Here is a 14146-nt window from a genome sequence, read left to right on the forward strand (position 1 = left end):
ATGAAAAACTCCATGCAGGAAAAACGGCTTTCTTTTCTCGACCGATATTTGACGGTCTGGATATTCCTGGCGATGCTTTTGGGCGTATCCATCGGGTACTTTTTTCCAGGCACGTCCGATTTTATCAATCAATTTAATTCAGGTTCGAAAGGTGCGCCGGGCGCCGGACCGCCGGGCGCCGGAGCGCCGGGCGTCAATGTGCCGCTGGCCATTGGTTTGATCCTGATGATGTACCCACCACTTGCAAAGGTACGCTACTCGGAGCTTCCGCAGGTATTCAGGAATACCCGCATCCTAGGATTATCGCTGCTGCAAAATTGGATAGTAGGGCCACTGCTTATGTTTGGCCTGGCGGCAATATTCCTGCCGGACAAACCCGAATATATGACCGGGCTAATTATGATTGGCATTGCGCGCTGTATTGCAATGGTAATCGTATGGAATGACCTTGCTGGCGGTGATCGCGTATATGCGGCAGGACTGGTGGCATTCAACAGCATTTTTCAGGTGCTGTTCTACTCAGTCTATGCCTACGTATTCGTGACGCTGCTGCCGCCATTGTTTGGACTAAAAGGTTTCGCTGTTAACATAACGATGGGAGAAGTAGCGCAAAGCGTCTTTATCTATCTTGGCATTCCATTTTTAGCTGGAATCATTTCACGGGCAGTATTGACCGGGCTGTTTAGCAAACAGTGGTATGAGCAGAAATTTCTGCCTGCCATCAGCCCGATAACCCTGATTGCCTTGCTGTTTACCATTGTGGTGATGTTCAGCCTCAAAGGACAGTTGATCGTATCAATCCCAATGGATGTGCTGCGCATCGCCCTCCCGCTTACGATCTATTTTGCGATCATGTTTTTTTCTGCGTTTTACCTGTCAAAACGAGCGGGTGCGGATTATTCCAAATCTACTTCACTCGCTTTCACGGCCGCAGGCAACAATTTTGAATTAGGCATTGCGGTCGCAATTTCAGTTTTTGGCATCAATTCCGGAGCTGCATTTGCGGCAGTGATCGGGCCACTGATCGAAGTGCCGGTTTTAATCCTGATGGTCAACTTCGCTTTAAGGCAAAAAGGGGCATTTCCTAAGTGAAACATAGAAATAAGCGTGTGCAATTTCCAAATGACTGCTGACAAAATCAGCATGTAAATGCGTTTCTATAACAGCGATTATCTTGCCCTGATGCTCTTCTGCAAAATCATAATACGGCTCTGGATTACGCCCCGGATCGATCAGTAACTGCATTTAATGGGGTAATTTATCCCTGAACCTGCCATATACCCAGGTGCCTGCCACTGCACTAACCAGTGTGACGATTACAACAGTAGCACCCATACCAATCTGTGCAAACAAGGGTCCCGGACAAGCGCCGGTCAAACCCCAGCCCAGCCCGAACATTAAACCTCCGTAAATCTGTCCTTTGTTGAACTTCTTATCGGTGAAAGTGATAGCCTCCCCTGAAATCGTCCTGATATCAAACCGCTTAATAAGCCAAACCGAAATCATTCCGACTACTACGGCGCTCCCGATAATGCCATACATATGAAACGATTGCAGCCGGAACATCTCCTGGATTCTAAACCAGCTGATCACTTCTGCTTTCACAAAAAGAACTCCGAAAAGTAATCCAACCACAAGGTACTTCAGGTTATAATACCATTTGTGCTGTTCTTGACTCTCATTGATGCAAATTGAATCCGTTGCCCGTATTTCATGCTCGCTTTGTGCCTTTAAGGTGTTTGTCATCTGCTTACATCATTAATATGAAAGGCAATATCCAGTTTGCCATAACAAATCCGCCGATCATAAAACAGATGGTTGCTACCAATGAGGGCCATTGCAAAGTAGCAAGTCCCATGATTGCGTGACCGCTTGTACATCCACCGGCATAGCGCGCGCCAAACCCTACCAGAAATCCACCGCCAACCATGATGATAAGTCCGGGCAGCGTTAAAAGCTTATTCCAACTTACCAGGTCAACAGGCACGAGCGATGAAAAATCAGTGACACCATAAACGCTCAGCTCTTTTACCAACGACGGGTTCAGCTGTATTGGCGAGGTGTTGGCCAGAAATGTCACTGCTATCACCCCTCCCAAAAAAATACCCAGCACAAAAAACATATTCCACAACTCCTTTTTCCAATCGTATTGAAAAAACGGGATTTTCGCCGGGACGCACATGGCGCAAACATGCCGGAGCGATGATGAGATCCCAAAGGACTTATTGCCCAGTATCAAAAGTGCAGGCACTGTAAGCCCAATCAGCGGTCCGGCCACATACCATGGCCAAGGCTGTTTTATAATTTCAAGCATAATAAGTTGAAAGATGTGTTACTGAATCTTATTCCCTTGATAGTTTTACTATAATGTACTTGGACAAATATAATTGCTTACTTCTAGCTTGTCTGAATCCTTTATTGCCTTGAAACCGCCCTGCACATCGATCAGATTGTCATATCCCCGTGCTTTGAGCACTGAATTAAAAATCATTGACCGGTAACCTCCGGCACAGTGTACGAAGTAGGTTTTGTTTTTATCAATCCCCGCCAGATGATCATTGATGTAGTCTAGCGGGATATTTTCTGCATTCAGCATATGCTCAGAGAGAAACTCACTTGTTTTGCGTACATCCAGCACGCCGATGGCAGGGTCCATTTTCAAGCGCTGACTCATCTGGTCAGCGGTTACTGACTGGATCTGGCTGGTTTCTTTACCGGCTTTGACCCAGGCATCGATCCCGCCTTTTAAATATCCAATCGTATGGTCATAGCCCACACGTGCAAGACGGGTCACCACTTCTTCTTCCCTGCCCTGCTCTGTGATCAGCAATATGTTCTGTTTGATGTCGGGAATAAGCGCTCCAACCCACGGAGCAAAGCCCCCATTTATTCCGATATTGATCGAGTTGGGAACGAAGCCTTTTGCAAAAATTTCTGCATCCCGGGTATCAAGGACGACCGCGCCAGTTTGGTTTGCCACCGCCTCAAAAGCAGCCGCATCCAACTCCCGGGCTCCCCTTTCAAGAACCCTGTCAATGCTTTCGTAGCCCTGGATATTCATTAAAACGTTTTCAGGGAAGTAAGCCGGAGGCGGCATTAGCCCATGAGTAACTTCTTTGACAAATTCTGCCTTGGTCATATCCGGCCGAAGTGCATAGTTGGAGATTTTCTGGCTACCCAATGTATCGGTCGTTTCCTTACTCATGTTTTTGCCGCACGCACTTCCTGCGCCGTGAGCCGGATAAACAATGATCTCATCAGCAAGCGGCATAATCTTATCGCGTAAAGAATCGAAAAGATGCTCCGCAAGCTTTTGTTGTGTCAGCTCTGCGGATACTTTTTGAGCCAGATCAGGACGCCCTACATCACCAATGAACAAGGTATCCCCCGTGAAAATGCCCACCTGCTTTCCCATTTCGTCACTTAAAAGATAGCAGGTGCTTTCCATGGTGTGCCCCGGCGTATGCAGCACTGTAAGCGAAACATCGCCGACTTTCAGCACCTGGCCATCCACGGCTACCAGCGCTTCAAAGCCAGGTTTTGCGGTTGGACCAAAAACAATCTGCGCTCCTGTTTTCTCAGCAAGGTCAATGTGGCCCGACACGAAATCCGCGTGAAAATGTGTTTCAAGTACGTATTTTATTTTTGCCCCATCTTTTTCAGCACGGTTCATATAAGGCCCCACTTCACGGAGCGGATCAATTACCACAGCTTCCCCATAACTTTCAATATAATAAGCACCTTGCGATAGGCAACCTGTATAGATTTGTTCGAGTTTCATATTTGTTGTCTTTTATAAATCCTGTTTGAATTAATAATACAAATTTCGGGATGCGAAGCTGGCTGGTCAGTGACAAGAGTCACATTGCAAGAAAAAATGAAAATGATTTCACCTTCATGGTTAGTGACCACAAACTTATTTAAGATGCATTAATTCTGAGGATATAATGTAAATCCCCATCACCAGTACAAACCAGCCAAACCCTTTTTTCAAAGAAGTAGCATTTACCCTTTTGGCCAAGATTCCCCCAATCAGAATACCAGCCATAGCGACACCTGTGATTTCTAATAAAAAAGCCCAGTCAATCATGAAATGTCCTATATCGCCTGCAAATCCGATCAGCGAATTCAGTGCAATAATAAGAAGCGAAGTGCCCACAGCTTCCTTCATAGGCATTCCCAGGATCAATACCAATGTCGGTATCAACAAAAACCCGCCCCCTGCTCCCAGAAAACCCGTAGTAAGTCCGATGCCGATGCCACTTAAAAGCATCCGGATAACATTACCCTTTAAGTCACACTCCATACACCCAGGTTTCCGCTCCTTGCTTTTGATCATGCCTCTTGATGCGGCTACCATGAGCACAGCAAAAAGCATCATCGTGAGTAAGGGTTCAGTAACCCGAAATGCGCCAATGCTGAAAAGGTCATGAGGGACCAAAGGAATTAAAAACTTACGCGTCAGGAAAACGGTTGTGATCGATGTGCTTCCAAATAGCAGCGCCGTCTTAATTTTGACGGCACCTTTGCGGTAATTGCTGTATGCACCGACAAGACTGGTTGAGCCGACAATAAACAGCGAGTAGGATGTCGACACCAAAGGACTAATGCCGAATATCCTGAGAAATATTCCAGCCGGGCAGGTCATCATGCGGACCGGGCAATATATCAAACACACGTTACTCATCGGAAGCGGCAGGGTAAGGCTTTACCGTCAGGGCGACGATGGACAGGAAGCTTTCATTTATGATCTGGAACCGGGAAATGCATGTGCCTTGTCGATGATCTGTAATACAAAACAGGAAGCGAGTGAGATCATGGCCAAAACAGTGGAAGATACCGTTGCTGTCATGATACCGATCCAGTTGATGGACGAGCTTATGCAGCAATATAAAACCTGGTACTACTTCGTCATTGCCAACTACCGGGCCCGTTTTGAAGAACTGCTGGTGGTGTTCGACAATGTAGTCTTCAAGGCCATGGACGAAAGACTGGAATTTTATCTGAAAAACCAGTTTGCCAGTAGCAAGGGGAACCAGATATTTATCACCCACCAGGAAATTGCCAATGACCTCAATACTTCGCGGGAGGTTATATCAAGATTGTTAAAGAAAATGGAACAGGACAGCAAAATCAGACTAAACAGAAATAGTATAGAATGGCTTACCGGGATGTAGTTTAACTGACTACTCGCTAATTCGGATGTAGCACTGCAGGTAAGCCACCTGGCCGCCTGCTTTCCGGACGCGTTCTGTAAGGTTGCTAAAGGTCTGACCTTCGGGCACCCGGCACCACCTTCGCTCCCCGTGCCGCCAGCAGTTCCGCCGTGGTTTCACATATTCCGCTATTGCGCCAGTAATGGCGCCCCTGCAACTGCTGCTCCTCATTGGACGAAGGAACAATCTGCAATTGCTGCGGCTTCACCGTCGAAACTGCGCCGGTAACCTGGCTGCGGTTCTCGTTCGCAATTTATTTTCCGTTAAATAACCAGCACGAACCGCAGGAACATTATCCTATATTTTCGTCGCTTCGTTATAATGTTATGCACTATTATTGGGCGCAATTAACAGGTAGTACTACACTCGTTAGATAATACTACAAGCATCCGACTCGACTTCATCTTCTTGAATTTGCCATTCAAAGCGGTAAGCATAATCACTTGCTACAACTCTGCTTGTCTAATCTAAGGTTTCAGTGATCAGTTTCTGTTTATATGTCCCACTTAAAAACAAACATAGAATGAAGAAGTTGTTCTTATTAATCGCCCTTGCGGCATGCAACGAACCATCACCCGGCTGGCCCGAACCGAAGCCAAAAGTGCCGGTTTACATTCCCACGGCAGAAGATTCGGCCAGAACGCGCGGGCCATTTATGCGCATTCACCCCATGGGTCGATTTCCCGAGATGATTTCTGACAATATTGAACGCAAACCAATACTCAAAATTGAAGAATGGCTATCATCAGAACTTCCGCTTGCCGATTTCGGGCGGATCCTCAAACCGGGACTGGAAATGGAGATGATTGCGTTCGGAGGCGGTCTGACTGCAGGAGTGATGAATGGCGGTATTACCCGGGAAAGCCAGCAAACCAACTACACAAATCTGCTCGCTCATCAAATGGGCATCAAAAACTTCGCGATGCCGCTGTTTGAAAAAGAACATTATAACGGAACGGGATATTACGTATACCGTAATACGGAAAGCGAATACCCGCAATGGGACCGGGTTGTGAATAATACCATTTCGATTGCTCCGGGCAGCCCGCCCACTATGCCCCGTTATCCGGGTAAGATTTCGAATTACGGATTATTTGAAGGCGGCACGGAATGGTTTGTTCCGGGCTGGGGCTGTGAGAATTGCGACTTGACTAAATTTCTGGTAACTAGATTTGATGGGCATATTCCAGCCGAAATACCCTACAATTTCGTAATCGTCGATGAGTTCTTTGACAGTTGGATGTATGGAATCCAAAATACACCCCGGATCAATCTTTTCAGTTATTCATTCAATGGCTCCATTATGAATACAGGCAGGATTGTAGATTATGCCATCAATTATAATCTGCATGGTAAAAAGGGTGTAATTTTTACCATCCCGCGATACCAGCACCTACCGTACATGAATTGGTATCCGATGGACAAATTTAAAAATGTGTCTATCAGTTTTGATAAGAACCATATTGGGGATGGTGCAATAAATCCTTTAAAACCATTTTCATTGATTCCGACTGCCAAGTTGGATGCCATTTGTAAAAGATCCGAAAATGGCTTTTTAGTCGCTAATTTCCCTGATGTCGAGGTAATTGATGCAGGAGAAACCTACCAATCCGATCCACGACTATACTACAATCAAAAGATCAGAGACTATGCAGCAGAAAAAGATCTTGCCGTCGTCGATCTTTTTGATCTCTACCAGCGCATTTATCAAGGCGGATATAAAACGGATGACGGAATCGCAATAGATGGCACTGCTCATGGCAATTTCTTTTCTTCGGACGGGATCTATCCTTCAGCGCTTGGACAGGCCATTATTGCAAATGAGGTTATCAAGGCCATTAATAATTATTATGGGGCAAAAATCCCCTTGATAGACCTTAAAGGGTTTGCTAAGACAACAGGCCTGAAAAATTAGCTCTCATCATTATTAAATTCACATTAACTCTCTTACGATGAAAGTATTTTTTCGATGGATCTTCGTAGCCATTTGTCTGATAACAAAAATTTCCAGCGCCCAAACTGTCTCACTCTCCTATCCAATTAATAATTCTGTAATCCAACGCAGCACGCTGAATAAAGCGACAGTGACTGTTGCAGGGCAGCTCATTCATAATACGCTGGCAGTTACTTTAAGTTACAAAATACGTACGGTGAGCGCTACCGGTGTCATAGGCGCGGCAGGACCAGCCACGAACCTTGGCTTTGCATCAAATGGCATGTTTTATACTACGCTGGTTGTGAACAAAGGTTGGTATGTATGTGAAATTCTTCTCAATGGTGTGGCGTATGCATCTAACAAATTTGGGATCGGCGATGTGTTCATAATTGCTGGACAATCCAATGCACAAGGCGTTGAAAAGCCTAATTACTTGCTGCCGAACAGTGCAAGTATTCCAGAGTGGGTTGTCGGCTCATCAGAAGATAGGACATGTACAAAAACCTTTCCCTCATCCTTCACAAGTATGTTCTCTCTAAACACAACGGATGAAGCAAAAAGGCATGGCAGATTAGGTCCTTCCGGAAGTACTATCTGGGCTTACGGCACATTGGGCAAGCTCATTTCTGATGCTAACGGAGGGATGCCGGTGGCCTTCTTCAATGCTGCAACCGGTGGATCTTCCATTACGGAATGGAAACAAGGCAGTGACGGTGTCGAAGCCAAACATCCCTATACTGGTGCACAGGTCTGTTTGGGCTATGAGGAAGGCTCCATTATTCCTTCTGATTATTACGGCTTACCATACACAACCTTGAAAAATGCCTTAAATTTTTACGGCTCACTATTTGGCGTAAGAGCTATACTTTGGCACCAGGGAGAGACTGACGCGGACTTATCCGTCAACGCGAGCTACAAAGCGACTAGTTCCGCCGACTACCAAGCCAAACTACAAGCTGTCATCGCCAAGTCCCGTTCAGATTTCGGCGCACCTAATCTTGCCTGGTATATTTCCAAAGCGTCTATCAGCAAATTTGGGCCCCTGAATGCAACCGTTAGAACCGGGCAAGGGAATGTGGCCACTGGCTCTCCCAACCTAAGCGGGGCTGATACGGATTATGTGGTGGGAAGTTCCGGAGCCACTACGCACGTTCTTGGCAACGACAGATATAGAGTAGACACCACCCATTTCTACGAAGGGACTGGATCAATTAAAGGGCTTACCTGGCTTGCTAACAAATGGTTTCAAACAATCGGAGCGTTGGGATCGCCCATTGCAGCCAGCTGGGTGCCACAATTGACATATTCCAAAAATGCCGACTGGCGGACACTTACTGCGCCCGGCGGGGCTGTTCAATACATTTGGAGCAAGGTTGGGATCAACGGCCCCGCCGTGCCGGGAGGGAATGCAAATGTTTATACCACAGACGAGCAATATCTTGGACTTCGCTGTTATATGAAGGATGCAAATGGTAACTGGCACGCTTCATCAGCTATTACTGTGGGTAAATATGCTAGTCAACGCATTGGAACTGACGTCGAGGAAAAAGAAACAGCCGAAGAAGCGGGCTTAAAATTGAATGCTTATCCCAATCCATTTTCAACAAACTTTACCATTGCATTTGATGTGCCTGATGAAAATAGCCTCGTCAAACTGGAAATTATTGATGGTCAGGGTAGAGTGATAAAAACAGTCGTAGACAATCCCCACGCAAAAGGAAAATGGCATTATGAAGTACAAAACTTGCCTAACCAATCGACTGAAATTTTGTTTTGCAGACTAAAAATCAATGAACATTCCACAGTCAGGAAGTTGTTACAACTCACGAAATGATTGAAAAGAAGAAACATTAAACCTCATTTAAGCCCAAGGCACATAGATTTCAAGCAGACAGAATATCGATTTGGTTTCCTAAGTTGAAATAAAATCATTTCCTTAGCCGGAACAACCGATAACTGCAAAATGAAGCCTATATCCTTTCTTTTCTTTCTAATCCTGATTTCAATACCCCAAGCATTCGCACAAAAACCCAAGCCTAAACCAGCCCCTGGCCTCGTTGTCACTTACAGAAACCCGGTCATTGCGGGCGACTTTGCGGATCCTTCGGTGATTCGGGTGGGCGATATGTATTATGCTGTGGGGACTTCTTCGGAATGGGGACCGGCTTATCCTATATATAGCTCGAAAAATCTGGTCGACTGGGAATATGTCGGGCCGGTATTTAACAACTTGCCGGAATGGACGATGGGGAGTTACTGGGCACCGGAATTGTTTTTCCGGGACGGGACTTTTTATTGCTATTACACTGCCCGACGAAAATCCGATAAGCAATCTTTCATCGGCGTAGCAAGCACGAAGGATCTGAAACAAGGCTTCAAAGACCATGGCGTTATCATTGAATGGACAAAAGAGGCGATTGACGCTTTTATAGTGGAGGATAATGGCAAGCTTTTCATCACATGGAAGGCATATGGACTGGATAAGGACCGCGGGATCGAAATCCTGGGTGCGGAACTGGCTCCCGACGGATTAAAACTGGCGGGCAAAGAATTTACCCTTATCAAAGCTGACCAAACTGGCTGGGAAGCCGGCGGCGCGGAAGGGCAATCGATCTTCAAACGGGGTAAATACTGGTATATGCTTTATTCAGGCAATGCTTGTTGCGGAGCCAATTGCGATTATCAGGTGGGCTTTGCAAGGGCGGAAAATTTGCAAGGACCCTGGACAAAATATGCCGGCAATCCAGCTCTTTTTGGCGATGAAACCTGGAAATGCCCGGGCCACGGAACCGTTGTGGTGACGCCCGACAACCGCTATTTTTATTTACATCACGCCTACAACGGCGTTGACTTTACATTTGCAGGCAGACAAGGCGTTTTGAGCGAGCTGGTTTGGGACGAAATCACCAAATGGCCGGCTTTCAGATATGGAAAAACTACTCCCGCGCAGGCAGAAGCGCCCATCGCGATAGGTGCGCTGATCAACCACAACTTTTCTATCAATTACAATAAGGATACTCTCAAAGCACCTTGGGTTTATGATGTAAGCTTTTCAAAACCGAATTACGCAGTCCAAAACGGTGAATTGCAAATCGAAAATGAGAACCGGACCAATACGGGGAATTTTCTTGGACTAACGATCAAAAATGGCAGCTATACATTCATAGCCGAAGTAACGGCCAAGAAAGACCTGACGCAGAACATTATGGTATACGGTGATGCCAAAAATGCGATAGGGTATGGTGTGCGGGACAATCACATTACATTGTGGCAGGTGAAGGATGGCGTGCAGGAAGTGATCAAAACGCAGGAGATTCCTGATAAATACAAAGACATTAAACTCAGCCTGCAGAGTCGTTATGGCCGTTTCTATGAATTTCGCTGGGATGTAAAAGGACAAAAGATCGACTCACTGACTAGTGCGACGCAGATTGAAACACCCTGGCTGCCACGCTGGGACCGGGCGCCAAGGGTTGGCGTAAATGTTGCGGGCAGCGGCTCCGGGAAAAGTGAGATCAAGGCCGTGCAGATGAAGTATGATTGATATATTTTGTCAGCAAAAAATAACCGCTACATTTGCAAAACATACTAGTTAGTATGTTTTGCAAAATTGCTTTGCTGTTATGTACGCTATCCTTCTTTTCCTGCACGGAATTTTCCGGTGGCTCGTAGTTGCGAGTCTTGTTTACACCGTTGTTATCGCCGTTAAAGGCTATTTAGAAAACACCCCATTTACCAAAAAAACTGACCTGATAAGGCATTCAACTGCCACTATAGCGCATTTGCAACTCATGATCGGTTTTACGCTTTACACGCAAAGCCCTTTGGTAAAATACTTTTTCACAAACCCCAAGACATTCGATCTTTCCGAAATCACATTTTTCAGCATCATTCATGGAACGGCCATGCTCACTGCCATCATTGTTATTACAATCGGATCGGCGTTAGCAAAGCGAAAAGTGGATGACCGCGATAAATACAAAACGATGCTCATTTATTACAGCATTGCTTTGCTGATCATTTTTCTGGCTATTCCCTGGCCATTCTCACCACTTTCTCAGCGGCCGTACATCCGGTTTTAAGACATGAATAAATCTGCCGGAACACGTCTGGACATTTTACAAAAGGCTTTTGAACTGATCTATAAGAATGGTTTCCAGCCAACGAGCATTGATACGATCATTGCTTCGACGAATGTGACAAAGGGTGCATTCTTTTATCATTTCAAAAACAAAGAAGAAATGGGTCTGGCGCTGATCGCAGAGGTTTTATTGCCTGGCATGCAAGAGGCCATGATCGAGCCGTTACATCATGCTAATGATCCGCTTGAAGCACTTTATAAAATGATGCGAGGTTTGCTCATGGAAAATGCATTCTTCCGTATTGAATATGGTTGCCCGGCGGTGAATCTGATCGAGGAAATGGGGCCGCTTAATGAGTCGTTTGGAAATGCATTGAGGCAGCTGCTAATAACCTGGCAAAGCGCCATTCAGCTTGTCGTGGAAAAAGGGAAGAAATCAGGAGAAATCAAGGAAAGCGCAGAGCCTGTGCACATTGCGCTTTTCATCACCGCAGGTTACGCCGGAATCCGGAACATGGGGAAAATAATGGGGAAGGACTGCTATTCCGGCTTTTTAGCACAATTCAGCACTTTTCTGGATTCGTTGCGGCCACACAGTCCCTTACCCGAACATTAATTACGTTTCATTATTTTGCAGCGCGGCCCGGTCGCTGATTGACGCTACTTTTCCTTTCGATTTATCCGATTCACTCTCATAACCTTTACGGATCACAGCGCCTTCCGGGCCGGACTTGGGCAGGAATCTGTTTGCTATGGAAGCTGCCAGCGATACGAGGCTGGGGCTTGCTCCCTGCAATGCAACGGCCATTTTTGCAGTATTCGTCAGGACGATTTCCGTTTCCTGGTAAGCGATAGCATTGACAATGTCTGCCGCCGCCTGGGCTGCGTCTTGTGAAAGCAGTGGTGAAGAGCCCGCAATCTTGAACCACGCATATTCTGCCTCATGGTCGCCTTTTAGGGATACATTTCTTGGACTTCCGGTCCGCATCAGGTTTGGGATCACGGTTGTCACGTGAATGTTGTCTTTTTTCAACTCGGCATGAAGCCCTTCCGATAAAGCAACCATTGCAAATTTACTAACGCTGTACGGCAGCAAATGCGGAACCGCAACTTTTCCCCCTATCGAGCAGATATTGGCAATCCGACCTTCTTTCTGTTTATGAAAATGAGGCAATGCGGCTTTGATCATGTACAAAGCAGCCCAGAAATTAGTATCCATAGCCGTTTTGTAATCTTCCACATCCATCACATTTTCCGGACCAACCAACATTACACCCGCATTATTGATCAACAAATCAATCCGACCAAACTGAGAAATGGTGGCTTCGATGACGCGGGAAGCGTCACGCTGGTCACTGACATCCGCTTTCAATCCCAGCACAATGGAGCCCATTTGCCGGAGTTCCTGCTCAGCCACTTCAATCTGCTCTCCATTTCTCGAACATATCACCAGGTTCGCCCCTTTTGCAGCCAGCTCTCTCGCCAGCAACAGGCCCAGTCCACGCGCGCCACCTGTGATTACCACCACTTTATCCTGAAAATCAAACTTAATCATCTCTTTGTAGAAATGTCTGGCCGCGGCATACAAGCCCAGTCCTGCGGCTGCCCACAAGGCGGTTTTCCCTGAAAAGAGTCCTTGATTGCTGTTATTTTCCATAATCAGTAGGTTCTAATGTGATTATGAAAGGCTAAAAATCTTATGCCTTTACGGGCGGGATTTCATAAGCCTGATAAAATTCCCCCAGTCGTAAGCGGTCAGATCGTGCTCGCCTTCGCGGTTGTGATAAGCCAGCGGCGCCTGTGAAAGGGGCACATTAATAGCAGGAGGGTTTGCCGGCAACTTCGACTTCCGGCCATAAAGCGCATATGTTTTTTCCGCATTTTTCAGCGCGAGGAATGTGCCCGTCGGATCGGCCCAAAGGTCCTTGGAGGCGTTTGTGGCATATAAGGGCCTCGGAGCAATCGCCGCAATGAGCATATGCTGGTCTACGGGCAGCTCGTTTTCGTTGTCGTTAAACTTTTTGTAGTTATTATTAAACCAATGCGGAAACGTCGTGTTAATGCGGGCAATTCTCTCACCAAACTGCCGCCGGGCCAATGCCGCGCCCGTATTTCCCGAACAATTTGTGACACAAACCGCAAACCGCTGGTCTTGCGCCGCTGCCCATAAGGAGGCTTTTCCACCCCGCGAATGCCCGACAACGGCTACATTTTTTGCATCAATATCTTTGTCATTTTCAAAATAATCCATCACCCGCGAAGCGCCCCAAGCCCATGCGCCAATGGCCCGCATGCCATTATCTGCTTCCAGTTGTTCCGGATATAGCTGCAAAACGCCATTCATAAATGTATCTTTATTGTCCGGTGCAAGGTCACTTACGTGGAAAGCGGCGATCGCATACCCGCTGTCAATAACCATTTCAGCGGGCCAGAACCCGCTTTTCACCTTCCTCGTCGGATCCGTGTTGTCCTTTCCGCGGTTATTGATCAAAACAAAAACCGGCGACGGCTTTGTAGCATTACGCGGGATAAACATGACCAGATGGATCTGAACCGATTTTTTGTTCTTGAAAACCTGCACAGCCACTTCTTTCAACCTGGCTTTGCCGTTCATAGCCGCCTTATCCTCATTTTTCAATGTATAGCGAATGCTGTCATAGTCTTTCGGCATCTGCCCATAAATGTTGTCTTCAAAAAGCCGGAGGATCTCAGGCCGCCGCACTTCTTCCCACATTTTTTTGCTTGTTACTTCTTTACCAGCCGCTGTTTTCAACACTTCCGGGAGCGTGTAAGCCGGAACTTTGGCCTCGTCGTAATTCTGGGCCACGGAATTCATGAGGCATGTAAGCAAGAGCAATGCAGTCAAAAGTTTTTTCATATCATATCAAAAAAGAGGATCACGCCGGTTATCGA

At 46.5% G+C, this 14146-nt stretch carries 13 protein-coding genes and 1 pseudogene; 7 read left to right on the plus strand and 7 right to left on the minus strand.

What is annotated here, in order from left to right:
• Positions 1-12: 12 nt before the first annotated feature.
• Positions 13-1092, plus strand: a complete 1080-nt coding sequence (gene arsB / locus G395_RS0102135; RefSeq protein WP_169719990.1) for an ACR3 family arsenite efflux transporter — start codon at positions 13-15, stop codon at positions 1090-1092.
• Here arsB and G395_RS31525 read toward each other — a convergent pair.
• The 5 genes and pseudogenes from G395_RS31525 to G395_RS0102155 form a co-directional block, all read right to left on the minus strand.
• A pseudogene (locus G395_RS31525) lies at positions 1090-1239 on the minus strand (MBL fold metallo-hydrolase); the annotation flags it as partial. The gene arsB and the pseudogene G395_RS31525 overlap by 3 nt on opposite strands.
• Positions 1240-1245: 6 nt before the next feature.
• On the minus strand, positions 1246-1746 hold the full coding sequence (locus G395_RS0102140) for a YeeE/YedE family protein (RefSeq protein ID WP_026628555.1): 501 nt from the start codon (positions 1744-1746) through the stop codon (positions 1246-1248).
• 4 nt (positions 1747-1750) lie between these two features.
• Positions 1751-2314 (minus strand): YeeE/YedE family protein, encoded by a 564-nt coding sequence (locus tag G395_RS0102145; RefSeq protein WP_026628556.1) that lies wholly within the window; start codon positions 2312-2314, stop codon positions 1751-1753.
• Positions 2315-2362: 48 nt separating this feature from the next.
• A complete protein-coding gene (locus G395_RS0102150; RefSeq protein WP_026628557.1) occupies positions 2363-3781 on the minus strand; it encodes an MBL fold metallo-hydrolase in 1419 nt (472 codons plus the stop codon).
• Positions 3782-3916: 135 nt separating this feature from the next.
• Positions 3917-4597, minus strand: coding sequence for a sulfite exporter TauE/SafE family protein (locus G395_RS0102155; protein ID WP_229203913.1), 681 nt, complete (start codon positions 4595-4597; stop codon positions 3917-3919).
• 10 nt (positions 4598-4607) lie between these two features.
• Between G395_RS0102155 and G395_RS28390 the strand changes: the two genes are divergently transcribed.
• From G395_RS28390 to G395_RS0102190, 6 genes are all read left to right on the plus strand, one after another.
• Positions 4608-5177: a Crp/Fnr family transcriptional regulator gene (locus G395_RS28390; RefSeq protein ID WP_051349925.1), complete on the plus strand. Its 570-nt coding sequence runs from the start codon at positions 4608-4610 to the stop codon at positions 5175-5177.
• Between the two features lie 562 nt (positions 5178-5739).
• Entirely contained in the window at positions 5740-7131 is a 1392-nt protein-coding gene (locus tag G395_RS0102170; protein ID WP_026628559.1) for an SGNH/GDSL hydrolase family protein, read from the plus strand.
• Between the two features lie 37 nt (positions 7132-7168).
• Complete coding sequence (locus G395_RS0102175) at positions 7169-8986, plus strand: sialate O-acetylesterase (protein ID WP_026628560.1); 1818 nt, start codon at positions 7169-7171, stop codon at positions 8984-8986.
• Between the two features lie 129 nt (positions 8987-9115).
• Positions 9116-10696 (plus strand): glycoside hydrolase family 43 protein, encoded by a 1581-nt coding sequence (locus tag G395_RS0102180; protein WP_026628561.1) that lies wholly within the window; start codon positions 9116-9118, stop codon positions 10694-10696.
• Between the two features lie 79 nt (positions 10697-10775).
• Positions 10776-11234, plus strand: coding sequence for a hypothetical protein (locus G395_RS0102185; protein WP_026628562.1), 459 nt, complete (start codon positions 10776-10778; stop codon positions 11232-11234).
• A gap of 3 nt (positions 11235-11237) precedes the next feature.
• A complete protein-coding gene (locus G395_RS0102190) occupies positions 11238-11849 on the plus strand; it encodes a TetR/AcrR family transcriptional regulator (RefSeq protein WP_026628563.1) in 612 nt (203 codons plus the stop codon).
• Here the strand turns inward: G395_RS0102190 and G395_RS0102195 are convergent, their stop codons facing one another.
• On the minus strand, positions 11850-12890 hold the full coding sequence (locus tag G395_RS0102195) for an SDR family NAD(P)-dependent oxidoreductase (RefSeq protein WP_035360215.1): 1041 nt from the start codon (positions 12888-12890) through the stop codon (positions 11850-11852).
• Between the two features lie 48 nt (positions 12891-12938).
• Positions 12939-14111, minus strand: a complete 1173-nt coding sequence (locus G395_RS0102200; protein ID WP_026628565.1) for an alpha/beta hydrolase — start codon at positions 14109-14111, stop codon at positions 12939-12941.
• Between the last annotated feature and the right edge of the window lie 35 nt (positions 14112-14146).

This window comes from Dyadobacter alkalitolerans DSM 23607 (assembly GCF_000428845.1).
GTDB classification, from domain to species: Bacteria; Bacteroidota; Bacteroidia; order Cytophagales; family Spirosomataceae; genus Dyadobacter; species Dyadobacter alkalitolerans.

What these genes read in the sequence shown, in the direction of transcription:
- arsB (WP_169719990.1), top strand. Translation starts at nt 13, where the DNA reads ATGCAGGAAAAACGGCTTTCTTTTCTCGACCGATATTTGACGGTCTGG.
- G395_RS0102140 (WP_026628555.1), bottom strand. Translation starts at nt 1,746, where the DNA reads ATGACAAACACCTTAAAGGCACAAAGCGAGCATGAAATACGGGCAACG.
- G395_RS0102145 (WP_026628556.1), bottom strand. Translation starts at nt 2,314, where the DNA reads ATGCTTGAAATTATAAAACAGCCTTGGCCATGGTATGTGGCCGGACCG.
- G395_RS0102150 (WP_026628557.1), bottom strand. Translation starts at nt 3,781, where the DNA reads ATGAAACTCGAACAAATCTATACAGGTTGCCTATCGCAAGGTGCTTAT.
- G395_RS28390 (WP_051349925.1), top strand. Translation starts at nt 4,608, where the DNA reads ATGCCGAATATCCTGAGAAATATTCCAGCCGGGCAGGTCATCATGCGG.
- G395_RS0102170 (WP_026628559.1), top strand. Translation starts at nt 5,740, where the DNA reads ATGAAGAAGTTGTTCTTATTAATCGCCCTTGCGGCATGCAACGAACCA.
- G395_RS0102175 (WP_026628560.1), top strand. Translation starts at nt 7,169, where the DNA reads ATGAAAGTATTTTTTCGATGGATCTTCGTAGCCATTTGTCTGATAACA.
- G395_RS0102180 (WP_026628561.1), top strand. Translation starts at nt 9,116, where the DNA reads ATGAAGCCTATATCCTTTCTTTTCTTTCTAATCCTGATTTCAATACCC.
- G395_RS0102185 (WP_026628562.1), top strand. Translation starts at nt 10,776, where the DNA reads ATGTACGCTATCCTTCTTTTCCTGCACGGAATTTTCCGGTGGCTCGTA.
- G395_RS0102190 (WP_026628563.1), top strand. Translation starts at nt 11,238, where the DNA reads ATGAATAAATCTGCCGGAACACGTCTGGACATTTTACAAAAGGCTTTT.
- G395_RS0102195 (WP_035360215.1), bottom strand. Translation starts at nt 12,890, where the DNA reads ATGGAAAATAACAGCAATCAAGGACTCTTTTCAGGGAAAACCGCCTTG.
- G395_RS0102200 (WP_026628565.1), bottom strand. Translation starts at nt 14,111, where the DNA reads ATGAAAAAACTTTTGACTGCATTGCTCTTGCTTACATGCCTCATGAAT.